This is a genomic window from Gluconobacter vitians (assembly GCF_015244565.1).
Taxonomy (GTDB): domain Bacteria; phylum Pseudomonadota; class Alphaproteobacteria; order Acetobacterales; family Acetobacteraceae; genus Gluconobacter; species Gluconobacter vitians.
Window position 1 is genome coordinate 48,710 of record NZ_JABCQG010000008.1, and the last position, 25,128, is coordinate 73,837.

General features: G+C 61.2%; 20 protein-coding genes. 10 read left to right on the forward strand and 10 right to left on the reverse strand.

Annotated features, from left to right (window positions below):
• The first annotated feature begins 164 nt into the window (after positions 1 to 164).
• The 4 genes from gyrA to HKD24_RS07695 all read left to right on the forward strand — a co-directional run bounded on the left by gyrA (position 165) and on the right by HKD24_RS07695 (position 4,399).
• A complete protein-coding gene (gyrA, locus tag HKD24_RS07680) occupies positions 165 to 3,008 on the forward strand; it encodes a DNA gyrase subunit A (protein ID WP_194259756.1) in 2,844 nt (947 codons plus the stop codon).
• Complete coding sequence (coaD, locus tag HKD24_RS07685; RefSeq protein ID WP_194259831.1) at positions 2,989 to 3,519, forward strand: pantetheine-phosphate adenylyltransferase; 531 nt, start codon at positions 2,989 to 2,991, stop codon at positions 3,517 to 3,519. The genes gyrA and coaD overlap by 20 nt, the downstream gene beginning before the upstream one ends.
• Positions 3,520 to 3,550: 31 nt before the next feature.
• A complete protein-coding gene (locus HKD24_RS07690) occupies positions 3,551 to 4,036 on the forward strand; it encodes a peptidylprolyl isomerase (RefSeq protein ID WP_194259757.1) in 486 nt (161 codons plus the stop codon).
• Positions 4,037 to 4,222: 186 nt separating this feature from the next.
• Entirely contained in the window at positions 4,223 to 4,399 is a 177-nt protein-coding gene (locus tag HKD24_RS07695) for a hypothetical protein (protein WP_194259758.1), read from the forward strand.
• A gap of 96 nt (positions 4,400 to 4,495) precedes the next feature.
• On the opposite strand, the gene ssb is transcribed toward HKD24_RS07695, so the two are convergent.
• Positions 4,496 to 5,065, reverse strand: a complete 570-nt coding sequence (ssb, locus tag HKD24_RS07700; RefSeq protein ID WP_194259759.1) for a single-stranded DNA-binding protein — start codon at positions 5,063 to 5,065, stop codon at positions 4,496 to 4,498.
• Positions 5,066 to 5,197: 132 nt separating this feature from the next.
• Between ssb and uvrA the strand changes: the two genes are divergently transcribed.
• Positions 5,198 to 8,242, forward strand: coding sequence for an excinuclease ABC subunit UvrA (gene uvrA, locus HKD24_RS07705; RefSeq protein WP_194259760.1), 3,045 nt, complete (start codon positions 5,198 to 5,200; stop codon positions 8,240 to 8,242).
• Positions 8,243 to 8,274: 32 nt separating this feature from the next.
• Here the strand turns inward: uvrA and HKD24_RS07710 are convergent, their stop codons facing one another.
• The 3 genes from HKD24_RS07710 to HKD24_RS07720 form a co-directional block, all read right to left on the reverse strand.
• A complete protein-coding gene (locus tag HKD24_RS07710) occupies positions 8,275 to 8,811 on the reverse strand; it encodes a hypothetical protein (protein WP_322783297.1) in 537 nt (178 codons plus the stop codon).
• Positions 8,808 to 9,758 (reverse strand): oxygen-dependent tRNA uridine(34) hydroxylase TrhO, encoded by a 951-nt coding sequence (gene trhO, locus HKD24_RS07715; protein ID WP_194259761.1) that lies wholly within the window; start codon positions 9,756 to 9,758, stop codon positions 8,808 to 8,810. The genes HKD24_RS07710 and trhO overlap by 4 nt, the downstream gene beginning before the upstream one ends.
• 120 nt (positions 9,759 to 9,878) lie before the next feature.
• The gene (locus tag HKD24_RS07720) at positions 9,879 to 11,318 is read right to left on the reverse strand and encodes an autotransporter strand-loop-strand O-heptosyltransferase (RefSeq protein ID WP_228124253.1); all 1,440 of its coding nucleotides are present in this window, start codon (positions 11,316 to 11,318) and stop codon (positions 9,879 to 9,881) included.
• Positions 11,319 to 11,468: 150 nt separating this feature from the next.
• Here HKD24_RS07720 and guaD point away from each other — a divergent pair, with 150 nt between their 5' ends.
• Both guaD and HKD24_RS07730 read left to right on the forward strand, forming a co-directional pair.
• Positions 11,469 to 12,785 carry a guanine deaminase gene (guaD, locus tag HKD24_RS07725; RefSeq protein WP_194259762.1) on the forward strand — a complete coding sequence of 439 codons (1,317 nt, stop codon included), beginning with the start codon at positions 11,469 to 11,471 and terminating at the stop codon, positions 12,783 to 12,785.
• A gap of 189 nt (positions 12,786 to 12,974) precedes the next feature.
• Positions 12,975 to 13,952 carry a DUF3034 family protein gene (locus HKD24_RS07730; RefSeq protein ID WP_194259763.1) on the forward strand — a complete coding sequence of 326 codons (978 nt, stop codon included), beginning with the start codon at positions 12,975 to 12,977 and terminating at the stop codon, positions 13,950 to 13,952.
• 119 nt (positions 13,953 to 14,071) lie between these two features.
• On the opposite strand, the gene HKD24_RS07735 is transcribed toward HKD24_RS07730, so the two are convergent.
• The 5 genes from HKD24_RS07735 to HKD24_RS07755 are packed head-to-tail and all read right to left on the reverse strand — an operon-like array spanning position 14,072 to position 18,706.
• Positions 14,072 to 15,475: a nucleobase:cation symporter-2 family protein gene (locus tag HKD24_RS07735; RefSeq protein WP_062449248.1), complete on the reverse strand. Its 1,404-nt coding sequence runs from the start codon at positions 15,473 to 15,475 to the stop codon at positions 14,072 to 14,074.
• Positions 15,476 to 15,484: 9 nt separating this feature from the next.
• Positions 15,485 to 15,817 carry a hydroxyisourate hydrolase gene (gene uraH / locus HKD24_RS07740; RefSeq protein ID WP_194259764.1) on the reverse strand — a complete coding sequence of 111 codons (333 nt, stop codon included), beginning with the start codon at positions 15,815 to 15,817 and terminating at the stop codon, positions 15,485 to 15,487.
• The gene (gene uraD, locus HKD24_RS07745) at positions 15,814 to 16,338 is read right to left on the reverse strand and encodes a 2-oxo-4-hydroxy-4-carboxy-5-ureidoimidazoline decarboxylase (RefSeq protein WP_194259765.1); all 525 of its coding nucleotides are present in this window, start codon (positions 16,336 to 16,338) and stop codon (positions 15,814 to 15,816) included. The genes uraH and uraD overlap by 4 nt, the downstream gene beginning before the upstream one ends.
• Positions 16,335 to 17,246: an allantoinase PuuE gene (gene puuE, locus HKD24_RS07750; RefSeq protein WP_194259766.1), complete on the reverse strand. Its 912-nt coding sequence runs from the start codon at positions 17,244 to 17,246 to the stop codon at positions 16,335 to 16,337. The genes uraD and puuE overlap by 4 nt, the downstream gene beginning before the upstream one ends.
• Positions 17,247 to 17,260: 14 nt before the next feature.
• The gene (locus HKD24_RS07755; protein WP_194259767.1) at positions 17,261 to 18,706 is read right to left on the reverse strand and encodes a SidA/IucD/PvdA family monooxygenase; all 1,446 of its coding nucleotides are present in this window, start codon (positions 18,704 to 18,706) and stop codon (positions 17,261 to 17,263) included.
• A 173-nt stretch (positions 18,707 to 18,879) separates the two neighbouring features.
• Here HKD24_RS07755 and HKD24_RS07760 point away from each other — a divergent pair, with 173 nt between their 5' ends.
• The 3 genes from HKD24_RS07760 to HKD24_RS07770 all read left to right on the forward strand — a co-directional run bounded on the left by HKD24_RS07760 (position 18,880) and on the right by HKD24_RS07770 (position 22,934).
• Positions 18,880 to 19,788: a LysR family transcriptional regulator gene (locus HKD24_RS07760; protein WP_062510987.1), complete on the forward strand. Its 909-nt coding sequence runs from the start codon at positions 18,880 to 18,882 to the stop codon at positions 19,786 to 19,788.
• A 194-nt stretch (positions 19,789 to 19,982) separates the two neighbouring features.
• Positions 19,983 to 22,310, forward strand: a complete 2,328-nt coding sequence (locus HKD24_RS07765; protein WP_194259768.1) for a TonB-dependent receptor — start codon at positions 19,983 to 19,985, stop codon at positions 22,308 to 22,310.
• Positions 22,311 to 22,403: 93 nt separating this feature from the next.
• The gene (locus tag HKD24_RS07770) at positions 22,404 to 22,934 is read left to right on the forward strand and encodes a cupin domain-containing protein (protein ID WP_194259769.1); all 531 of its coding nucleotides are present in this window, start codon (positions 22,404 to 22,406) and stop codon (positions 22,932 to 22,934) included.
• Between the two features lie 71 nt (positions 22,935 to 23,005).
• Here the strand turns inward: HKD24_RS07770 and HKD24_RS07775 are convergent, their stop codons facing one another.
• Positions 23,006 to 25,114: a protein-disulfide reductase DsbD family protein gene (locus HKD24_RS07775; RefSeq protein ID WP_194259770.1), complete on the reverse strand. Its 2,109-nt coding sequence runs from the start codon at positions 25,112 to 25,114 to the stop codon at positions 23,006 to 23,008.
• Positions 25,115 to 25,128 lie beyond the last annotated feature (14 nt).

Sequence of the window (25,128 nt, forward strand, 5' to 3'; positions counted from 1 at the left end):
CCTGATTTTGCGCAAATTCGTGAATCTTTCGTGCGCGTGACCTGTCCTGCCGCATGAGGGAACAGGAACTTCCGCAACGGGGGCGCCTCCTGCGGGGCAGGTGTAGCGTGTCGGCGACGCATGCGGTATGCTGACACAACTGAATTCTAGCGTGGTGACCTGTCTTGACCGAGCTGACCGAGCCGACTGATCTGACCCCTTCCGGCCGTCTTCCTGTGACGATCGAGGAGGAGATGCGCTCCTCCTATCTGGCCTATGCGATGTCCGTGATCGTATCGCGTGCGCTGCCGGATGTGCGGGACGGTCTGAAGCCGGTTCATCGCCGTATTCTCTATGCGATGCGCGAAAGCGGCTTCACGGCCGACAAGCCCTATCGCAAGTCGGCGCGTGCGGTCGGTGACGTGATGGGTAAATACCATCCGCATGGTGACAGCTCGATCTATGACGCCATGGTCCGGATGGCGCAGCACTGGTCCATGCGCGTCAAACTGATCGACGGTCAGGGTAATTTTGGTTCGGTCGACGGCGACAGCCCGGCTGCCATGCGTTACACCGAGGCCCGTCTGGCCAAGGCATCGTCCTTCCTGCTGGACGACATCGACCGCGATACCGTCGATTTCCAGCCGAACTATGACGAGAGCGAGAACGAGCCGAAGGTTCTGCCGGCGGTCTTCCCGAACCTGCTCGTCAACGGTGCGGCCGGTATTGCTGTCGGCATGGCGACCAACATCCCGCCGCATAATCCGGGTGAGGTCATCGACGCCACGCTGGCCATGATCGCCAACCCGGCCATCGAACTCGACGAGCTGATGCAGATCATCCCGGGGCCGGATTTCCCGACGGGTGGCATCATCATGGGCCGCAGTGGCATCCGTCGCGCCTATGAAACAGGCCGCGGCTCCATCCCGGTCCGCGCCCGTGCCGAGATCGAGGAAATCCGCAAGGACCGTCAGGCCATCATCATCACCGAGATCCCGTATCAGGTGAACAAGGCCACGTTGCAGGAAAAGATCGCCGATCTGGTGCGGTCCAAGGAAATCGAAGGCATTTCCGACATCCGCGACGAGTCCGACCGCTCGGGCATGCGTGTCGTCATCGAGCTCAAGCGCGATGCGACCCCGGATGTGGTCCTGAACCAGCTCTATCGCTTTACGCAGCTCCAGACGTCCTTCAGCGCCAACATGCTGGCGCTCGACGATGGCAAGCCGCGAACGATGGGCCTGAGGGACATCCTGGAAGCCTTCCTGCGCTTTCGTGAAGAAGTCATCCTGCGTCGTGCCCGCTTCGATCTGAACAAGGCCCGCGACCGCGGACATCTGCTGGTCGGTCTGGTTCTGGCCGTCGCCAATATCGACGAGGTCATCGCGCTGATCCGCGCCGCGCCGGATGCCGCAACGGCCCGTGAATCGCTGATGGCGCGTGAATGGGACGCTGCGGAAGTCATCCCGCTGCTGGAGCTGATCCATGACGAGGGCAATGTCATCATCGATGGCAAGGTCCGCCTGACGGAAGCACAGGCCCGCGGCATTCTGGAACTGCGCCTGCAGCGTCTGACGGGTCTGGAACGCGAGAAGATCCAGGGCGAACTCGGTGAAGTCGCCCACAAGATCGGCGAACTGCTGGCCATCATCGAGAGCCGCCCGCGTCGTATGGAAGTCATGCGCGAAGAACTTCTGGCCGCCCGTGCCGAGGTCGCCACGCCGCGCGTGACGGAAATTTCCGATGCACTCGGTGACCAGACCGATGAAAGCCTGATCGAGCCCGGCCAGATGGTCGTCACCATCACGCGCGACGGCTTCATCAAGCGCACGCCGCTGGAGGTCTTCCGCTCCCAGAACCGGGGTGGCCGTGGCCGCACGGCCTCCGGGCGCCGCGGAGACGACGTGATCGTCCGCAGCTTCAACGCCCATACCCATCAGTGGGTGATGTTCTTCTCTTCGGGCGGCAAGGCCTACCGGATGAAGGTCTGGCACCTGCCGGAAGCCGCGCCGACCGCCAAGGGCCGCGCGTTGGTCAACCTGCTCCCCGAACTGGGAACGGACTCCATTACGGCCGTTCTGCCGCTGCCGCAGGACGAGGAGCTGTGGGAAGACCTGCACCTCGCCTTCGCCACGGCCAGCGGCAATGTGCGCCGCAACCGTCTGAGCGATTTCCGCAACATCCGCGCTTCCGGCCTGATCGCTATGAAGCTGGATGAGGGCGACTCTCTCATTGGCGTGGCAACCTGCCGTGAAGGTCAGGACGTATTCCTGGCGACGAAGAATGCACGCTGCATCCGCTTCCAGATCACGGACGAGACGCTGCGTGTGTTCGCCGGCCGTGGCAGCACGGGTGTGCGCGGCATCCGTCTGGGTGAGGGCGACGCCGTCATTTCGCTGTGCATCCTCAATCACGTCGAAGCCAGCGTCGAAGAGCGTTCGGCCTATCTGCGGATGGCCAATGCCAAGCGCCGCGCCGAAAATGCGGCTCTGGACGACAGTGCCGAGGACGAGACCGTTTCCGATGACGAGGAAACTGTCGAGATCACGGGCGATCTGACGCAGGAGCGTTTCGAGGAACTGGAGCAGCAGGAGGAAATCCTCCTGACCGTGACGGATGGTGGCTTCGGTCGCCGCTCTTCAGCCTATGATTACCGTGTCTCGGGCCGTGGTGGTCAGGGCATCACCAACATGACCTTCTCCGCGAACCGTCGTGGCAAGGAAGTGGTGGGCACGCTGCCGACGCTTGATGGCACGGATGTCATGCTGGTCACGGATACGGGTCGTCTGATCCGCCTGCCAGTGTCGCAGGTCCGTGTCATGGCCCGTCAGGCCAGCGGTGTGACGCTGTTCCGTCTCAATGATACCGAGACCGTCATCTGTGTCTTCCCGGTTTTGGAAGATGACACGGAAGAAGGCGATGCGGATGAAGGATCGGAAGCAGGCGCCAAGGTGATTGGTGATGCCAGTTCCTCCGAAGCGGCTTCTGAAGCTCCCTCCGCAGGCGACGATGCCGCACCTGACGCCTGAAACGCCGACTGATCCACGTGTCGGGTTCTATCCCGGCACGTTCGATCCGGTCACGTTCGGGCATCTCGACATCATCCACCGGGCCTCCGCCCTGTTCGACCGACTTCTGGTCGGCGTAGCAGTGAATGAGGGCAAGCAGCCGCTTCTGGATCTGGAGGCACGCCTTACGGCCCTGCGCCATGAAGTGAACAGGCTGCCGCATGGCGACCGGATCGAGGTCGTCGGCTTCGATACGCTGCTGGTCGATGCCGTCCGTCAGGCGGGCGCAGGTACAGTCGTGCGCGGGCTGCGGTCCGGCGGGGATTTCGACTACGAAAGCCAGCTTTCCGGTGCGCTGCGTCGTCTGGCCCCGGAAATCGAGACGGTCTTCCTGCTGTCTTCCGAAGAACATCGCAGCACGGCCAGCAGGATCGTGAAGGAAATCGCACGACTGGGGGGCGATATTTCTCCCTTCGTCAGCGAAGATGTTGCACGTATCGTCTTGTCGAAACTGGGCCGAGGGCCGACATAAGAGCCTTCAATGATTTCTGGAAGGTTCCAAGATGTCCGATACTGCAGTGCCCGACGGCAACAAGCTGGTTTTCGAGCTCAAGACTGGCAAGGTCGTCATCGAGCTGCGCCCTGACCTGGCTCCGCTGGCATGCGAGCGCCTCAAGCTCCTGGCCACCGAAGGGTTCTATAACGGCGTGCCGTTCCATCGCGTGATCGAAGGCTTCATGGCCCAGGGTGGGGATCGGTCGGGAACCGGTACGCAAGGCAGCCACTATCCGGACCTCAAGGCCGAATTCACGGACAAGGCCAAGTTCGAGCGCGGTACGGTGGGCATGGCCCGCACGATGGCACCGCACTCCGCCAACAGCCAGTTCTTCATCATGTTCGCCGACAGCCCGCACCTGAACGGTCAGTACACGATCGTCGGCAAGGTGATCGAAGGCATGGAATATGTGGATCAGCTCAAGCGCGGTTCGGGCGCAGGCGGCGTGGTCAAGGACCCCGACACCATCGTCAAGGCTTATGTCGAAGCCTGAGTTCCGCTGAAAAGCAGGACTACGGGAAAGCCGGTGCAGAAATGCACCGGCTTTTTTTGTCTTTTCTCCGACGCGCGCATCATGCGCCGGTTCATAAGTCTTACTTATGAACAGATAGAAACATAAGATTTCACTCTCCTTTTCCAGAATCGTATGATCATCACGATCAGAAAAGGAAGAATAACAATGATGATCAAAAAGAAAGCTCTGGTATTCGACGCAGTATTACTGTCCTGCGCTCTAGCCCTGCCCGCCTGCTCAGGCGGTGTTGCCAATGGAACCGACGGCCGGAGCCATTTTGCCAACACGGTTGCTGTGATGACGCCGGACCCGTCCAGTATTCCGGACCGTGCGGTCTTTTAAGACCGGGCCCGTGGGCTGACGGAAAACGCCCTGCCATGGCGGATGTCGGCTGACATCCGCCATTCTCTTATCTGCTATCCGGTTTCCCTGACAGGATCAGAACGGGATTTCGTCGTCCAGATCGTTGTCCGGCGGGGCATCCCAGCCACCATTGCTGCCACCCGAACGGTTACCGCCACCGGTATTACCGCGGGATCCTCCCCCGAAACCGCCCGAGCCGCCAGCTGAGCCGCCCCGGCTGCCACCGCCGAAGCCGCCACCGCTGCCATAGCCACCGCCATTGTCAAAACCGCCATCATCGCCGCCACCGCTGCGATTGCTGTCGATCAGCACGAGGTCACCGCGGAAACGGTCGATCACGACTTCGGTCGTGTATTTTTCCTGGCCGGACTGGTCGGTCCATTTGCGGGTGCGGAGTTCACCCTCGATATAGACCTTGCGGCCCTTGCGCAGATAACGCTCGGCAACATCGGCCGTGCGCTCATTGAAGATCACCACGCGATGCCACTCGGTGCGCTCCTTGCGCTCACCCGACTGCTTGTCGTTCCAGGTGTCGGACGTCGCAACGGTCAGGTTGACGATCTTCGCCCCCGACTGCGTGTTGCGGACTTCCGGATCCTTACCCAGATTTCCGACCAGAATCACCTTGTTGACGCTGCCTGCCATTCCCGTCCCAACCAATTTTCTCGAATTGTTCTTTTCATACGTGCGTAAGTCCCCATCTAATGGGGAACAATCCAACGCCATTCAAGCGCGTTTGATCTCACAACTACCTTTTCTCCACATTCCGGGGTTTCCGTGAGCTTTCCAGACAACCATTCGATCCGTGTCCGTGGGGCCCGCGCCCATAATCTCAAGAATATCGATGCCACGATCCCCCGTGATTCCCTGACGATCATCACGGGCCTCTCTGGCTCCGGAAAATCCTCCCTGGCCTTCGACACGATCTATGCCGAGGGCCAGCGGCGCTATGTGGAAAGCCTCTCCGCCTACGCGCGCCAGTTCCTGGAACTGATGGGCAAGCCGGATGTGGACTCCATCGAGGGCCTCTCTCCGGCCATCTCGATCGAACAGAAAACCACATCCAAGAACCCCCGCTCGACCGTGGGCACGATCACGGAAATCCACGACTACATGCGTCTGCTCTGGGCGCGTGTCGGCATCCCTTACTCCCCCGCGACCGGCCTGCCGATCGAAGCCCAGACCATCAGCCAGATGGTGGACCGCGTCATGGCCATGCCGGACGGCATGCGCCTGATGCTGCTTGCGCCAGTCGTGAGGGACCGCAAGGGCGACTGCAAGCGCGAACTGGCTGAACTGACGCGCAAGGGCTTCACGCGCGTGAAGATCGACGGCGAGCTGTATGAAATCGCCGAGGCACCGGAGTTGAACCGCAAGACGCGTCATACCGTCGAAGTCGTGGTGGACCGGATTGTCGTCAAGGAAGGGATTGAATCCCGCCTGGCCGACAGTTTCGAGACCGCGCTCGAACTCTCCGACGGTCTGGCATACGCCGAGGAAGTCAAACGTGCAGGCGAAAAGGAAGCCCCGGCGCATGTCGTGTTCTCGTCCCGCTTCGCCTGCCCCGTCTCCGGCTTCACGATCGAGGAGATCGAGCCGCGGCTGTTCTCCTTCAACGCGCCAATGGGCGCCTGCCCTGTGTGTGACGGCATCGGCACCGAGACCCATTTCGACGCGAACCTGATCGTCCCGGATGACAGCCTGACACTGGCCGAAGGTGCCATCACCCCGTGGAAGGGTGCGAGCACGGACTGGTACGACCAGACGCTTGCCGCCCTCGCCCGCCATTGCGGCGATGACATGAACACGCCCTGGAGCGAGCTTCAGCCCGCGACGCAGGACCTCATCATCAACGGTTCGAAAGAGCCGATCGACATTCCCTACAGCGATGGCGGGAAGGTCCATATCATCACCAAGCCGTTCGAAGGCGTGCTGAAGAACCTGCGTCGCCGCATGGCCCAGACGGACAGCATGTGGGTGCGCGAGGAGCTCTCCCGCTACCAGTCCGAAAAGCCGTGCCATGCCTGCCACGGCGCACGCCTCAAGCCCGAAGCCCTGTGCGTGAAAGTCAAGGACCTCAACATTGCCGAAGCCTCGGACATGCCGATCCGCAAGGCTCTCGACTGGTTCTCCACCGTGGAAGCAACCCTCACGCCCCAGCGCGCCGAGATCGCCCGCCGCATCCTGCGCGAAATCACGGACCGGCTGCACTTTCTCGATGATGTCGGGCTGGACTACCTCACCCTCTCGCGCGGTTCCGCGACCCTGTCCGGCGGCGAAAGCCAGCGCATCCGTCTGGCGTCGCAGATCGGTTCGGGCCTGACGGGCGTACTGTATGTGCTGGATGAGCCCTCCATCGGCCTGCATCAGCGCGATAACGAACGCCTGCTCGGCACGCTCGACCGCCTCAAGCGCCTCGGCAACACCGTCATCGTCGTCGAACATGACGAGGACGCCATCCGTGCCGCCGATTACCTGATCGATATGGGACCGGGTGCGGGTAAGCTCGGCGGTGAAGTCATTGCCGTCGGCACCCCGGCAGAGGTCGCCAAAAATCCCAACAGCATCACCGGCGCCTATCTGTCAGGCCGCAAAGTCATTCCCGTGCCGACCGAACGTCGCAAGCCCAGCGGCATGCTCACCCTGCACGGCGCACGCGGCAACAACCTCAAGGATCTGACGGTCGATTTCCCGCTCGGCACCTTCATCGCCGTCACCGGCGTCTCGGGTGGCGGCAAGTCCACGCTGGTCATCGACACGCTGTACAAGGCGCTGTCCCGCCAACTCATGAAATCGAGCCAGACGCCGCTGCCCTATGACCGTCTGGAAGGCGTGGACAATCTCGACAAGATCATCGAGATCGACCAGTCCCCGATCGGTCGTACCCCACGCTCCAACCCCGCGACCTATACGGACCTGTTCGCCCCGATCCGCGACTGGTTCGCCGAACTCCCCGAGTCCAAGGCGCGCGGCTACAAGCCTGGCCGCTTCTCCTTCAACGTGAAGGGCGGTCGCTGCGAAGCCTGTCAGGGCGACGGTGTTCTCAAGATCGAAATGCACTTCCTGCCGGACGTGTACGTGACCTGCGACACCTGCAAAGGCGCACGCTATAACCGCGAAACGCTGGACGTGAAATTCCGCGGCAAATCCATCGCAGACGTGCTCTCCATGACCGTGGACGAGGCCCTGCCGTTCTTTCAGGCCGCGCCGAAAATCCGCGACCGTCTCGCCATCCTGCAACAGGTGGGGTTGGGTTATGTCGCCCTCGGCCAGCAGGCCACCACGCTTTCGGGCGGCGAGGCCCAACGCGTCAAGCTGTCGAAAGAACTGGCCAAACGCGCCACTGGCCGCACGGTCTATATTCTCGACGAACCCACGACCGGCCTGCACACGGAAGACGTCCGCAAACTGCTTGAAGTACTCCACACCCTCGTCGATCAGGGCAACACGGTTCTGGTGATCGAGCACAATCTGGAAGTCATCAAGACGGCCGACTGGCTGATCGATATCGGCCCCGAGGGCGGGGACGGCGGTGGTCAGGTCGTCGCAGCCGGAACGCCGGAAGACATCGCCGCCTGCAAAGCCAGCCATACCGGCCGCTTCCTGGCCCCGCTGCTGGACGCACCGGGCGCAAGACAGCCGCGCAAGGTCACGGCTACCAAAATCACACAGGCCATGCTCGCCGCCAGTCTGCCGCCACCAAAAGCCGAACGCACAGCCGCGAAAAAGGCAAAAGCCGCCAAAGAAAAAGCAGCGAAAAAAGCTACTGAAAAGAAACCCCGAGGCCGCCCCGCCGGCTCCCGCAACAAAACCAAAGCCTGAACCCGGTCTTGTCCTGAAGAATCAGTCTCTCTTCAGGACAAGAATCCCAGAACATAAGCCAGCCCGAACACCACCAGAACCGTACCGTTGAACAGGGCATGGCACAGAGCTGTCGTCCAGAAAGGGCTGATCCCCACATCCTTCTCGGCAGTCAGGAAACAGAAATAGAAGCAGCTTCCGCTCACCAGCCCGGTACAGAGCGCAGTCAGAGCACTTCGCCCCAAACTGCCGCCGTAATGAGTGAAGGAAAATGGCCCCACGCAACCGAGCCACGCCACAAACGGCGTCACGGACCGCTGCCCCAGCACCTTCCGTACCAACACGATCGGCAGCCAGAAAAACAGAAACGTTTCCATGACGGGCGCAAGCAGAACGCCGAGAGCGACGGAGGCCACGGCCCCTGGCTGCCACGTTCCAGTGGCCCCGAACCCCTCTGCATCAATCAGAAGATGCAGAGGGATGGCGGTCAGGGCATTGATCAGCGCATAGCGCCCCGCAATCCGGAACATCCGCCGGGCCACATCCGGCCGCTGCGAAACATCCTCAGCGACCGGCGAGACCGCCGTCACTTCTGGCGGACGCCCAGATGCCGGGCCCGCCGCGCCTGTGCCAACGCTTCCTGACGCTCACGTTCGGCATAGCGGCGGCGCTGTTCTTCCGTCCGTTCGTTATGGCAATGCGGGCACGACACACCCTGTACAAACAGCGGCGAGGCCTTGTCGTGCGCGTTCAGCGGCCGACGGCAGGCATGGCAGACATCATACGTCCCGATCTCCAGCCCGTGCTTCACAGAAACACGCTGGTCAAACACGAAGCACTCGCCTTCCCACAGGCTCTCTTCTTCCGGAACGGTCTCCAGATATTTCAGGATGCCGCCCTTGAGGTGATAGACCTCGTCCACACCTTCAGCCCGCGCAAAGGATGTCGATTTCTCGCAGCGGATGCCCCCCGTGCAGAACATCGCGATCTTCGGCAGACGGCCTTCCGCTTCCAGTTCCTGTCGCCGTTTGCGAAACCATTCAGGAAATTCGCGGAATGATTTTGTTTTAGGATCTTCGGCGCCTTTGAACGTCCCGATCGTCACTTCGTAATCGTTGCGTGTATCGATCAGGATCGTATCCGGATCGGAAATCAGCGCGTTCCAGTCCTCCGGCGCCACATACCGCCCCACGCCCTGACGCGGGTCGATATCCGGCTCGCCCATCGTGACGATTTCCTTTTTCAGCCGCACCTTCATGCGACGGAATGGCAGTTCCGGAGCGCGGGAGTCCTTGCTCTCCAGATCCGCACAGCCCGGCAGCGCACGGATATGCGCCATCACGCGCTCCATACCCTCATCCGTCCCGGCAATCGTGCCGTTGATCCCCTCACGCGCCAGAAGTAGGATTCCCTTGATGCCTTCCTTCTCGCATAGATCAAGCAGCGGCCCGCGCAATGCGGCCGGGTCTTCGAACGGCGTGAAATGATACAGCGCGACAATGCGGGTCGGTTCTAGGGCATCAGGCGCATCAGACATGGGGCAACCATCCGGGACATGGGGACCGCAGACAGAACCGCGATCAGGTGGAACACTCTGGGCCCTGCAAATATCAGGGCCACGCCTGCCATGCCAGCACAGACGGCATTTCCAGAGGCTTTATCCCACCGCAGGACGCTGGCTGTCTGCCCCTGCAAGGCCCCGGTCCTTCATCAGACGCCGGATCGTATGGATCACCTGCGTCCCGGTAATCAGCCGCGAGCACTCGAACTGCCGGTCCGTCCCCTTATGGCGCGGGCACCAGAAGAAGTCCTTGTGATCGAACTGAAAGGCCGGATCGTTCCAGCAGGAATTGCAGGTGTGCCAGTTAATGACCCGATAGGGCGTGGCGAACTCGTTATCCGGATGCGTAAACCCTGAAATCATCACGACCGGCGTACCCGCCGCATGCGCCAGCCAGGCCAGCCCGCTCGACAGACCAATGAAGAAGCTCGCATGTTTCAGCCAGCGTGCACGCTCCGTCAGCGGCCGGCTGCCGGTCTGATCCTCGGCGCCATGCGGAATGTGGTTATAGACGTAGCCCGTCCCGTGATACGGCTTCTGGTCAATGCAGATGACGCGATATCCCGCCTTTTTCAGAAACGCGATCACGTCATGCCAGCCGCCGGGATTATTCCAGTACTTGCACTGCGTACTGGCCTGCGTGGCAATCACGACATATGGCTCGGCAACGGGCGGCGTCTCACCGTCAGGAATGGTGATGCCCGGCGGTGTGTCATTCCAGGGATCAACGCCCAGAATATAGGCCGCCGTTCTGTGCAGACCGACATGCCGGAAGTCCGTCGGCTGGCGGGTATTATCCTTGTCCGTGAAAAACAGCCCGATATTGTAGGTCGCATAGAACCGGGCCGTAAAATCCGGGTCTGCTTTCATGCGGTCATGTCCGACAAGCGTCAGTTCCGGATTGGCACTGACCACAAGCGGCAGGATCGCCTCGGACACCGAACACGTCACTTTTGCACCGCTCTCCTGTGCCAGACGCCGGGCCGCCGGCAGCCAGGCCAGCGTATCGCCGAGCGTTCCAACCGGAAGCTGGACGAGAACCGGCTGCCCGGACAGTGCCAGGTCATGATGCACGACCAGTTCCGGCTCCGATCCCGGCTGCTCCAGCCAGACATCCACCGTGAACGGGACGAAGAATTTCTTGGTAGAGGAGACCATGCCGCCCTTCAGGCGCGCATCAAACAGCACATTCCCGGTCACATGGTCCGAAAGCCGCACATGCCACTGCGCTCCGGCCGGGATTTTTTCTCCTTCCAGTGACGGCAACATGACACGAGCGCCATCATTGAAGTCGAACCGGACACCCCGAGCGCCCTTGATGACCGGCTGAAGCGATGGCGCGTGATACGGCCCCTCAATGGCTTTGGACGATGAAGACGCCGAACCGTCATTACCGCCAATGCCGGAATCCGTCACATCCGCCGTCTCCGGCACAGGCACGGCAGCCGTGCCACTTGTTTTACCATCCAGGGGAGCGACAAGCCCTTCCGGAACATCCAGTGCAACAGGGGACATAACAGGATCACTCGACATCATTGGCGGATACTCCGTGGCTCATACGGAAGAACACACACGCAGGCCGGCTCCCCCTGAAAATGTTGTAAGACACCCGTCCCGGACTGCCAATCCGCAGGCATCCCCACAAACCTGCTCCCCCCGCCAGAATGCCTGCGATAAGGTAGCTTCATGACCCAGACCAGAGCCATTCGCGGCCCCTACCTGACCTTCCATGCCGATCCGTTCACCGTCGATCCCATGGAGGCCCTCCATCACGAGCCCGACGGCCTGATCCTGATCGAAAACGGTCTCATCACCGCTGCCGGCTCATGGGACAGTCTGCGCAACACCATCCCCGCCGGAACAGCCGTGGACCATTATCCCGACATGCTGATTTCCGCCGGCATGATCGACACGCATGTCCACTACCCGCAGCTTCCGGTCATCGCGTCTTACGGCGAGCAGCTTCTGGAATGGCTGGAAAACTACGTCTTCCCCGCCGAAGCCCGCTACGCCGACATCACCTATGCCCGCGCTGTCGCCCGGCAGTTCCTGAGCGAGCTCCTGCGCGTCGGCACCACCACGGCTGCCGTGTACTGCACCGTCCATCCCCAGTCCGTGGATGCTTTCTTTGAGGAATCCGAGCGCCTCAACACCTGCATGATCGCCGGCAAGGTCCTGATGGACCGCAATGCCCCCGAAAACCTGCGCGACACCGCCCAGAGCGGCTATGACCAGTCCGCCGAACTCATCGCCCGCTGGCACAATCGCGGGCGGCAGCTTTATGCCGTCACCCCGCGCTTCGCCCCCACCAGCACCCCCGAACAGCTCGATCTCGCAGGCGCCCTGCTCGCCACAAAACCCGACCTGTTCATGCAGACCCATCTGCTGGAAAACCGTTCCGAAATCGCCTGGGTCCGCGAGCTCTTCCCCGACCGCGCCTCCTATCTGGACGTGTACGACAAGGCCGGTCTTCTCCGCCCACGCGCGATCCTCGCCCATGCCGTCCATGCCGAAGAAGCCGATTTCCAGCGCTGCCATGACACCGGCTGCTCCATCGCGCACTGCCCCGGCTCGAACCAGTTCCTCGGCAGCGGCTCGTTCCCGCTCTTCAAGGCTCTCAATCCTGAACGCCGTGTCCATGTCGGGATCGGCAGCGATATCGGCGCCGGGCCTGCCCTGTCCCTGCTTCAGGTCCTGTCCGATGCCTACAAGGTTGCTCAGGGGCTTCAGACGAAACTCCATCCCGCACAGGGACTCTGGCTCGCCACGGCTGGCGGTGCGCAGTCCCTCGGCCTCGAACACCGGATCGGCAGTATCAGGCCCGGTCTCTACGCCGATCTCTGTATTTTCGATCCTGCCGCCACACCTTTGGGCCGGATCCGCGCCCAAACTGCCGAAACCCTTGCCGATCGCCTCTTCGCTCTCACCATGCTGGGCGACGACCGCAGCATTGCAGCGACCTATGTCGCCGGACAGCTCCTGCACAAACGAAACGCTGCCTGAAGTTTCTGGAACACACCCAGACCCAAAAAAAGACACTCGGTGTCATTTTTACTTTGACTCTGAAAAAATTTTGAACTCTAGGGTTACCTTAATTATTTTTCAGAGTCGCAGCGGTAATACTGGGAGCGGTATTTAATCTGCGAGAATATTCCGGCTCATCCTCGGGCTCGCGACTTAAAAGCAGGTACTATGCACCGTTCTCTGTATCCCGCGCAGTCTTTCCGTTCCCTGATGTCCCTGACAGCCGTCTTGTCCGTCGGTGTCTTTGTGACTGCAAGCCAGACCGCACATGCCGCCGACAGCGCACCGCAGGTTACGCTTGGCAATGACGGAAACAGCAACGGGCAGTCCATGTTCCGCACCCTCTTTGACGGACAGCGCGCGCTGGGAACGAGCGGCCTGTCCTCGCTCGAAGGGGCCAGCGGCGGTGGCATCGCAAGCTGGGCTACCATCGGCGGCTATGGCTCCAACAAGAGTGCTGGCATGGCCCTGCACTACAGCTATGTGAACCTCACCAGCTACTGGGACCAGAATGTCGGCGCTTCGATGGGTTTCCTCGACCGCGTCGAGATCTCCTACACCCACAACTTCTTCCAGACCCGCGGCACCGGCGCAAAACTTGGCATCGGCAATGGCTACCAGTTCGATCTCGACGTCGCGGGTGCGAAGGTTCGCCTTTTCGGTCATGTCGCGGACAATACCCTGATCCCGCAGGTCGCCATCGGCGGCATGTACAAGCATGACAGTGATGGCAAGGTCATCCACGAAGTCGGCTCGATGCACACGGATGGTGGAGACGCCTATCTCGCCGTCACCAAGCTGTTCCCGAAAGTCGGCATCCTGATCGACACCACCGTCCGCTTCACCAAAGGGAACGAGTGGGGCATCCTCGGCTTCGGCGGTGACAAGGACAACAACTATCATGCCCAGTTCGAAGGCTCACTCGGCTATTTGCCGTCCTTCATCCCCGGCCTGGTCGTCGGCGTCGAATACCGCACCAAGCCGCGCAATCAGCGCTTCACCGACGAAAGCAACTGGTTCGACGTTTACACCAGCTATTTCGTCAACAAGCACCTGAACGTGACGCTGGCCTATGTGTCTCTGGGTACGATCGCGACTTACAAGGATCAGACCGGCTTTTATTTTTCCGCCCAGACAGGATTCTGACGTGACGTTCCGGGCTCTGCCCGGGCCCGGCAGGGATCTCAATCCCTGCAGCCTGATTTCATGAATTGGTTTCCAAAGGCCCCCGGCCTTTGGCGGGTTTCAGGGCAGAGCCCTGAGCCTCACCCCTCCCGGATCCGCTCATCAATCAGCGCCTCACGCGGCACATCCGTCGCATACGCCGCCTCATGAATTGTCCGCTTCACGTTGAAAATCAGGTGCAGCAGGATCGCTGACAGGGACCCAAGCGTAATCCCGCTGCCAAACACGATCTTCGCCCACATCGGAAACGTATCGGAGATATGCGGCTGGGCCGTCGCCAGCATGCTCAGCCCGATGCTGGTGCCAACGATAATCACATTGCTCTGCCGGTTAAAATCCACCCGCGACAGCGTCTGCACCCCCACCACGGCCACGGTCGCGAACATCGCCAGCGCTGCCCCACCCAGAACCGGCAGTGGCACTGCAGCGACCAGCGCGCCCAGACGCGGCAGGCAGCCAAGCATCATCATGATGACCGCCGCAGCCGCCACGACCCAGCGGCTCTTCACTCCCGTCATCCGCACCAGACCAACATTTTCGGCAAAGCACGTATAGGGAAAGGAGTTGAGCACGCCGCCCAGCATGGTTGCGATCCCATCGGCACGCAGCGTGCGGGCAATGTCTTCGGACGTGATCGGCTTGTCGACGATTTCGCCCGTCGCATAGACGTTGCCGATCGTCTCGATCATGGAAATTGTCATGACGATCACCATCGACAGGATCGAGACCGGATGAAATGTCGGCATCCCGAAATAGAACGGATGCGTGATGGACAGAAGCGGCGCAGATGCCACATCCCCGAAATTCGCATCCCCCAGCATCCAGGCCACCAGCGTGCCCAGAACCAGTCCGATCAGCACGGCGATCGTGGCAATAAACCCGCGGAACAGCCGCTGGATCACCAGAATGGAGGCCAGTGTCCCCAGCCCGTACCAGATGCTCCGGAGCGGAACATGGTCCTGCATCACGGACGGACTGGCACCCGAGACAATGTCATTCGCCGCCACTGGTAGCAGCGCCAGACCGATGATGAGAATGATCGACCCCGTCACGACCGGTGGGAAAAATCGCACCAGCCCAGCAAAATGCCGCGCCATCAGGAGCGTCACGAACCCCGCCACGATGACGGACCCGTAAATGGACAGCAGCCCCGGCGTCCCGCCCCCGACAGCAGAACCAATCGCAATCATCGGCCCCACGGCCGTGAACGTCACGCCCTGCAACAGCGGCAGCCGAACCCCGACCGGGCCGAACCCCACCGCCTGAAGCAGCGACGCAATCCCGCAGGTGAACAGATCCGCATCAATCAGATGGATCAGCGTCTCGCGCGGCAGATGCAGCGCACCCGCCACGAGGATCGGTACGATAACCGCCGCCGAATAGAACGCCAGCACATGCTGCAATCCATAGGCCCCAAGCCGCCAGACCGGCAGTTTCTCGTCAACGGGATGCAGACCGGTCGTCGCGGCGTTCTCGGCAGTCATGAAAAGCCCTCAGCTTCCGCGATAGGTGGAATATCCGAACGGCGCCGCCAGCAGTGGCACATGCGCATGGGCCTCCGCCGCCAGCCCGAACACGATCGGCACCACATCCAGAAATGGCGGATCGGACAGGACCTGACCGCCTTTGCGGAAGTAATCACTAATCCGGAACTCCAGACAATACGTCCCTTTCGAAACTGCAACATCCCGCAGTTCCGGGCAACGCCCATCCGTATTGGTCTGCCCTTCAAACAGAACCCGTTCCCCTTGCAGAAGACGCAGCTTCACACCTGCGGCCGGCTTGCCGGAAACCGTATCGAGAACATGCGTGGACAGAGAACTCATGACGCAACCAGATCCTTCAGACGAAGCGCTGCAATCGCATCAATCTGCGTCAGCGCCTCGGTCAGTTCCTTTTCGGGAGTGCCAGCCAGACGGCGCTCCATTTCATCCATGATAACGGTTTTCGCAGCTTTCCCGGGTGCGGCCACTTTGCGCACACAGATTACGAACGGCATGGAAAACCGCGCACGATACGCGTCATTCAGCCCCCGGAAACGCTCATATTCCGCAGGCGTCAGACGATCCAGCCCCGCCGACGCCTGTTCCGAAACGGAATGTTCCGTCAGATCCGGATCAATCCCGGCCCGGTGCCCAAGCTCCGGATGCGCCCGCACCAGCGCAAGCTGCGCCTCTGCTCCCGCAGACCGTACAGTCTGCGCAAACGCGGACAGCATCGCGTCCAAATCCACAAAAGGCCGCGCCTTCAACGCTTCTTCCGCCACCCAGGGCGAATGTTCGTAAAGCCCACCGAACTGCGCGACAAACGCTTCATCCGACAGCGCATTGACGTCCGAAATCTTCATGCCGGATGCACAGACAGCCAGTGCCGCGCGATATCCAGCCGCGTCGCCACCCACACATCCTCATGCTTCTGGATATGCTTCAGAAACTTCAGCAGTCCCATCGCACGCGCCGGTTTACCCGCGAGGCGACAATGCAGCCCGATCGACATCATCCGTCCGCCCTCGCGATACAGCATGTCGAATGCATCGCGCAGATAGACGAAGAACTGCTCGCCTTCCGTAAAACCGTTCAGCGCTGCGAACTTCATGTCATTGGCATCAAGCGTATAGGGCACGATCAGCTGCGCACGGCCGTTGGTGCGCCCATTGGTCCGATCATAATACGGCAGATCATCCGCATAGGAATCGGCGTCGTAAACAAACCCGCCTTCCTCCGCGACCAGACGCGCCGTGTTTGGGCTCGTGCGTCCCTGGTACCAGCCCAGGGGCCGTTCACCGGTCACTTCGGTATGCAGCGCAATCGCCTCGCGGATATGCGCCCGCTCCACGTCTTCGGGGAAATCCTGATAATCGATCCAGCGCAGACCGTGAGACGCAATCTCCCAGCCACTCTCCTTCATGGCCGCCACAGCATCCGGATTGCGGGCCAGCGCCTTCGCCACGCCAAACACCGTCACCGGCATCCCGGCTTCATCGAACAGACGACGCAGCCGCCAGAACCCGGCCCGGCTGCCATATTCGTACAGGCTCTCCATCTGCGCACAGCGCGCGCCGATAATGGATTTCGTGCCAACCATTTCGGAGAGGAACGCTTCCGATCCCGCATCGCCATGCAGAACCGAGTTCTCGGCCCCTTCCTCGTAATTGATGACGAACTGCACGGCGATGCGCGCGCCATTCGGCCATTTCGGGTCAGGCGGCGTGCGGCCATAACCGATCATGTCCCGCGGGTAGCGGTCCTGCGTCATGGGTGTCTCCCTTCTCAAAGCACCGGCGGATCGAGGCTGACAAGTTCTTCCGTGTCATAGGCCAGCAGGCTCGCCAGATGCTTCTCCCCATCCTCGACGAACAGATCCCGCGCAATGCCCCGCGCCAGCTTCTCCACGCCAAAACGCATCCCGCTGATGGACGCGCCGGAAAGACCCATGCTCGGCATGGCCCCGAACGTGAAATTGTAGATCGCCGCCAGCATCGGCGCCTTCGGATCTGCCTTGTCTTTTGGCAGAAACTGGAACCGCGCGCCCAGATACGGATGACTGCCCAGAAGCTCGCTTTCTTCACCAGCCGGCGGCGTGAAGTGATCGCGCCATAGCATGACCGAAGACGCAAAATCCTGCGTTTCCGGCCGCTGCGACAAATCGATCGAGAACCCCGTCCCGATGATCAGGAAATCAAACCGCATCTCGCCCTGCGGCGTCGTCACCACGACCTCATCCCCGTCCATCCGCGTCGCCGTCCAGGGCGTTCCGGGATGGAAGGCGAAGTTCTCATGACGGCGACAGCGCCAGAACGTGTCCTGCGGCGGCGGCTGGTTCAGGCTGTAGATCTGTCGCATGAAACGCCAGCGCGTCAGATCCGGCAGCTCCGAGAAATGCGCGAGGAAACCCGCATTTTCCATCCAGCGGTACGGATTGATGGCCGGAATTTTCGCACGACGCAGGCACAGACCCACCCGCCCCGCACCCTTTTCCAGAGCCGTGGCGGCATTGTCGAACGCTGAAGCCCCTGCGCCCAGAACACCGATCCGCTTGCCCTTCAGGGCCTCGAAATCAATGTCTTCATGCGTGTGCGCATAAACGGATTTCGGCAGCGTATCGGAAATGAAGGCCGGCACATGCCACATCCCGCCGCCCTCGATGCCGGTCGCCAGCACCATCCGCCGCGCCAGACGTACCGTTTCCTGACCGGCCGCATTGCGGAACGTCAGCCGCAGCAGCCCGTTGTCCCAGCCGACATGCACCAGTTCCTGATCGTTCACGACTGGGATGTCGAGCGTCTCCCGCACCCAGTCCAGATAGGCCTGCCAGTCATGGCGGGAAATCTTGTCCAGATCCTCCCAGGCCTTCGCTCCATAACGCGCCTCAAACCAGGACTGCGGCGTGAGATTCGGAATCCCGAGGTCCGGCCCCGTCACATGCTTGGGCGTGCGCAGGGTAATCATGCGCGCAAACGTCACCCACGGTCCTTCGCCGCCTTTGGAAGCCTTTTCAAACACTTCCACATTGGTCACACCCTGCCGGCGCAGACCGAAGCAGGACGTGATGCCCCCCTGTCCCGCGCCAATGATGGCCACATCCAGAACCGCCTTCCCGTCCCGCTCCTGCGTCAGGCTCCAGTTGCCGGTCGCATAGCGGATTTTCGCCAGATCCTCCCGCACACGCTCCGAAAGCGCAGCCAGAGCATCGACGGGAGAAACGGTGGATGTCATGTGGTCAAATCCCAAAAAACCGGTACGGACAAAGCAGCATCCGGATGCCGCCAGATCGTCTTTCCGCAACAAAATGACAGGTCACCTGTCGGTCGGGATAGTTTCATACCGTTGTAAGGGCGTATACTCCATAAAAACGCATCTCCCGTTCGCAAAAAGAGAGCAGTTATTTCATGCCTGTCTTCTCACGCTTCCTGCGTTACTTTCTTGCCGTTGCCCAGCACGGATCGATCCGCCGGGCCTCCGAACATCTGCGCATCGCCGCCTCGGCCATCGACCGGCAGATCCTTCAGGGTGAAGAGTCCCTCGGCACCCCCCTGTTCGAGCGTCTCCCCACCGGCCTGCGCCTGACGGCAACCGGCGAACTGCTCTATGCGCATGGCAAACAGTGGTCGCGGGATCTGACCAATATGTGCGTCCAGATCGAGGACATGCGCGGCCTGCGCCGGGGACAGGTGGACATCGCCGTCCCAGACGCCCTGACCCGCGGTTTCCTGCCCCGCCTGCTCCGCGCCATGCGCACGACCCATCCCGGCATCACCATCTGCACCCATGTCCTCGACAACAGCCGCATTCAGAATGCCCTGATCGACGGCTCGGTCGATGTCGCCCTGCTGCTCAATCCGACGCATGCCCGCGGCCTTCTGGTCCGGGCCCACAAGGATTTCCCGCTCGGATTCGTCTGCCTGCCAAACCATCCTGTTGCCGAACGCAAAAGCGCCCGCTTCAGCCTGGCCATGAACTATCCCATGATCATGCCCGAAGCCCCGCTCGCCCTTCAACGCCAGATCGAGATTCTCGAAATCGACAGCAATCTCGACATTCAGGCAGCTGCGACGTCCGACAATATCCAGATGATCAAGTCCCTGGTGCGTGAAGGTATCGGCCTTGGAATCCTGAGTGCGCTCGACGTTATGGACGAAGTCACCCGCGGTGAACTGGCCTTTATTCCCATTTCCAACCACGATCTCTCGCCCCTGACACTGGCTTTGTGCGTTGATCATTCCCGCCAGCTTTCGGGCGCCGCACGGCTGGTGATTTCCGAGCTTGAAAAAGAGTTCCTGTCTCCTGCCGCGCAGTAGCCTTGCAGCCCCTCGCATAATGCGGCCATTGGGAGACATAGACTGTCACATTTTTGCACCACCCTAAAAACGGCAATGGCCTGCCCTGCATTTTATCTTTGATGCAGATAGGCCATCCGTTTTACATCCACGTTTCGAATAAATACCGTTCCCAAAGTGAACCTTTCGTTTCGACAGGACAGGAGCCCGGCAGCATGAAAGACAACCGTTGGTCATCGGGCTACCGACGCCAGCTTCTTGCAGTCACCTGCCTTGCCGGCAGCGTCCTCGTCGCTTTCGGCACGAGCGCCCGCGCCGCGCAGGTAACGAAACATTCCGCTTCGCGACACCACGCGCCCGGACACAGCACGACGCGCCCTGCCACTACTCCGGTCCGCGCAAAGGCCTCCCCGCGCCCGCATGCGCTTGATGCCTCCGCTGCCGAAACGGTCTCCGTCACGTCCTCTCGCCGCGCCCTGAACGGTGGCGGCGGCATGATGCGCGTTGAGACGGCTCCCCATGCCGTCCAGACCGTCAGCAAGCAGTTCATCGACATGCGCGCGCCGACCAGCACCGCGCTTGACCTGGTCCAGAACCTGCCGAGCCTTAACGTCACCACCCCGGATTCGTCGGGCATGGAAGGCGGACAGATCCAGTCCCGCGGCCTGACCGATCTCGATATGGGCCTGATGGTGGATGGAGCCCCCGCCGCAGCCGCCAAGTATCTCAGCGAAAACGTCGATTCCGAAAACCTTGAGAGCGTCAGCGTCACGCCGGGTTCTTCCGCGACGGATCTTCCTGTCATGTCGGCTGCCGGTGGCGTCATGGCCGAGGAAACCCGCACCCCTGCCCAGAAACGTGGTGGCCTGATCGACTTCTCCTACGGTACCAACAACCTGTCGCGCGAGTTCATCCGCCTCGAATCCGGCGAGATCGGCCATAGCGGCGTGCGCGGCTATTTCTCGTTCTCCAACACGCATGCCCGATCCTGGATGGGCGCTGGCATCAACCAGCGCAAACATATCGATTTCGGCCTGCAGAAAGACTGGAAGAACGGCTCCAATGCCAAGTTCTTCCTGTCCTGGAACTCGGCCGACTTCATCATCGACAACTACCCGACCTCCGACCAGTTCTTCCGCTACAAGCACACAGGTCAGGGCTATGGCCGTACGAACGACAAGACGAGCAACAACTACTGGGGCAACAATAACGATCACTGGAACCAGATCTTCATCTCGGCTCCGGTTCATATCGCCCTGCCATCCCGCCTGTCGCTCGACATCCACCCGTATTTCAGCTTCGGGCAGGGCTGGGACGCCTCGCCGGGTGGCACCACGACCGACGAGACCGGTGCCACGCGCGGCCTGACCAATTACTTCCTGCAGAACGAATACCGCTCGGTCGGTACGGTCGCGAAACTCAACTGGGAAATCGACCGTCACAACACGTTCTCGGTCGGCTACTGGTATGAGAACACCCAGACGATCCAGTCCTACCCCACCAGCTATCAGATGCCGGACGGCAATGCGGCCAGCCCGAACAACGCGGCCTATCTGATTTCTGCTGGCGACAAGCAGACGGCAGGTTACGAAATCCACTCGCTGTTCGTGCATGACACCGCCAAGTATTTCAACGATCACCTGACGATCGATGCCGGCTTCAAGTTCGTCATGACGAACATCTGGAACAAGGACTATTACGGCCGTCAGGAAGGCAACCGCACGGCACCCCTGCCGCAGCTTTCGATCGGCTATCGCATCAACAACCACCATCAGGTCTATCTGAACGTGGAAGGCGATTACCGTCAGCCCAGCGCGGTCGATCTCGGCTGGCTGTACACCAGTGTTGCGATCCCCAAGAACCAGTATTCCATCAAGGAAGAACTCGGCTACCGGTATCATGACGACCACATCATCGCGGACGTTGCCTTCTTCAACTACAACGTCACGAACCGCATCGTGGACCAGTATATCGGCATGAACAGCTACAAGCCGTTCAATGTTGGCAACCAGCAGATGCGCGGTTTTGACGTGATGGTCGCAGCACGTCCCATCCACGGCTTCAGCCCCTACGCCTCGATCGAATATCTGCACGCTTCGCAGGACAGCAACGTTTTCGATCCGTATCTGAACACGATGCTGCATTCCAAGGGCACGCAGGCTGTCATGGCCCCGCATGTCATCGCGAATTTCGGCCTGACCTATACCTATAAGGGCTTCTTCGCGAACGGCTCCGTGCATTATACCGGCCCGCAATCCGTCAGCATCGCCGGCGACCAGCGTATTCCGGGCTATGTCACCGATACGCTCTCACTGGGCTATCACTTCAAGCCGTTCATGTTCGCAAAGTCCCCGACCTTCCGCCTGAACTTCACCAACCTGACCAGTTCCGTCGTTCGCACCGGTGCCATGGGCGCAGTTTACAGCGCCAAGGACCCGAGCACCGTCTATAGCGGCAACATGGCGTCCTATACCGGCTACGGAAACTCCTTCATGGTCGCCCCGCGCTTTGCCATGACCGGCACCGTCTCCACCGCCTTCTGATTACCCACCGGTTCCCTGTTCCAAACCGGCTCTCCTCCAGCGCGTTGCTGCAAGACGGCACGCATACGCCCTTACGGGACGGAGGAGACCGCCATGCCCCCCGGAAGCATTTTCACAAAACACCCTATCCGATCAGCACTGTTGCTCTGCGCGACACTGGCTGCAACGCCATTCGCACACAGCGCCCCGGTTCCGACGGAACCAGCGCCGGACCAGTCCACCGTCACCGTCATTCCGGGCTCGGATGCCGTGAAATGGCAGCCGGCTCCCGTCATGTTCCCGCATGGAACGAAAATGGCCATCCTGACCGGCGATACCAGCAAGCCGGGTCCCTTCACCCTGCGTGTCATGATGCCCTCGGGATCGTTCATCCCGCCCCATACCCATAATCTGGACGAAATGCTTACCGTCATCAGTGGCGATATCCAGCATTTCGTGGGGCAGAGTCTGGCCACCACACAGCAGCGCCACCTCGGCCCGGGTGGGTTTGTGCATCTGCCGGTCAACGTGCCCCACGCCATCAAGGCCGGCAGCCAGGGCGCAGTGCTTCAGGTCTCAGGCATGGGACCGTTCAGCATGACTTACGTGAACCCGCAGGACGATCCCCGAAACACGGGCCGCTAAAGCCGCCGGATATGAAAAACCCTGCTCCCGGACCGGGAACAGGGTTTTTAAAACTCAGGAAAGCAGTGCGCTTATTTCCCGATCGTCGAGATCACGATGCCCGGCGTCAGGATCTGCGGCAGCACCACACCGTCCTGATGCGGGGCGTAATACATATAGAACGGCACGCCATCGCGCCCATGCGCCTTGAGGAACGCGGCAATTGCGGCATTGCGATTCGTCCAGTCGCCCTTGAGGAACACAATCCCACGGGACCGGAAAGCCTCCCGAACGGACGGCACATCCAGCGCCACACGCTCATTGACCATGCAGGTAATGCACCAGGACGCCGTCATGTCGATAAACACCGGCTTGCCCTGCGCCCGAAGCTCCGCCAGACGCGCCTCGGAGAACGGTTCGACACCCGCTTCCGCTGCTCCGGCCGCCACGGGAGCAGGCGCGGCCCGCAATCCCTGCGCCAGCGCCGCACCGCAAACCACGACGCATAACACGGCCACAACACGGCAGAACGCCACTGTTCCCCGACCACCTTCCAGCATGGACCGCCGCTGCCCGACGCCATAGATCCAGCCCGCAAACCCAAGCAGAACAACGCCCCCGGCTGTCAGCGCCACGAAGGTCACACCCCGCTGAATCGCTGCGACCCAGAGCAGCCACACACAGGTTGCAAACAGCGGGAACGCCAGAACCTGCTTGAGAATCCCCATCCAGGCTCCCGGCTTCGGCATCCGCGACGCCACGCCCGGAACCCCGGCCACCAGAATATACGGAAACGCCAGCCCAAGCCCCATCGACAGGAACACCAGAACGCCCATCACCGGCGGTCCACCCAGTGCGCCTGCAATAGCGACCCCCATGAACGGTGCGGTGCAGGGCGTCGCCACGATGACCGCCAGCAACCCCGTCATCATGTCACCGCCGCGACCACTCCCGGTCTGAACCTGACCCAGACGCCCGGCGCTGACTTCAAACACACCCAGCAGATTCAGCCCCATCAGGAACAGCAGCCAGCATACCCCGACCACAAATCCCGGCGACTGGAACTGAAAGCCCCATCCGGCCGCAGACCCGGCCAGACGCAGCCCGATCATGACAATCCCCAGAGCCGCAAAGGCGCCCATCACCCCGATCGTGTAGAACAGCGCGCTCTGAAGCTGCACACCCCGTCCGGCACCGCCCATTTTCGCCAGAGACAGCGCCTTCATCGCCAGAACCGGAAACACGCAGGGCATCAGGTTCAGGATCAGCCCGCCGACAAAGGCAAAGAGCAGAACCCGCAGCCATCCCGCGCCCGTCGGAACCTCCGCACCCGAGGCCTGACCCGGAGCCGAAGCAGTTTGCACAGGCGCAGGTGCCACAGCTACTCCCCCAACCGGCCGCGCCTCGATCTGCAACGGACTTTCCTGCCCCGCCGCATCCTTGAGCACGACAACACCCGCCAGCGGCCTGTCCCGATGCGCCGATTTCAGGAATTTGAGCCCCAGCGTCAGTTGTCCGTCCGATACATGCAATGGCTGATCTGCCACCTGGTCGATCACGCCCCCATCCTGCGGCAGGAACCACGCCTGCGACACGGACGCCGCAGAGAGCCCCTTGCCCGAAAGCGTCAGAACACCATCTGCTGACACACTGGCCGCAAACGGGGACGCCACCGGCATCGCCGCATCCGCCTTGTGGAACAGGGCCGCCTGCGCCCCTTCCGGAGCGTCCTGCGCCGAAGCTGGCAGAGTCAGTGTGAAATCACCGCTTTCAGGAATGCAGACCTGCGCACAGACAAGCCATTCCCCATGCGCATGAAGCGTCGTGCCACCCGAACCCTTGAGAACCAGATCCTCCGGGAGCGTCACCTCATTGACATAGGCGTAGGACATGAGGCCGCCTTCACTGATCCGCACCGGCACCGGCCAGTGGATCGGACCGCCCTTGCCCGTCGCGCCGCCGTTAGCGGTCACATCCAGCGTCGGCGTATCTCCGGCATCGCCCGGATTGATCCAGTAGGTATGCCATCCCGGCTTGAGCTGAAGCCGCAACCCGACACGCAGATGCTGGTCCGGCCCGACCGCATCGCGATCCGTGACAAGGGTTGCGGTATCATTCCCGGACGTGACGGGCGCGCTCTCCGCTGCCAGCGCGGACGCAGACCCCAGACCAAGAAACCCTGCCAGAAGCAGGGCGGACATGCTGAACACTCGAT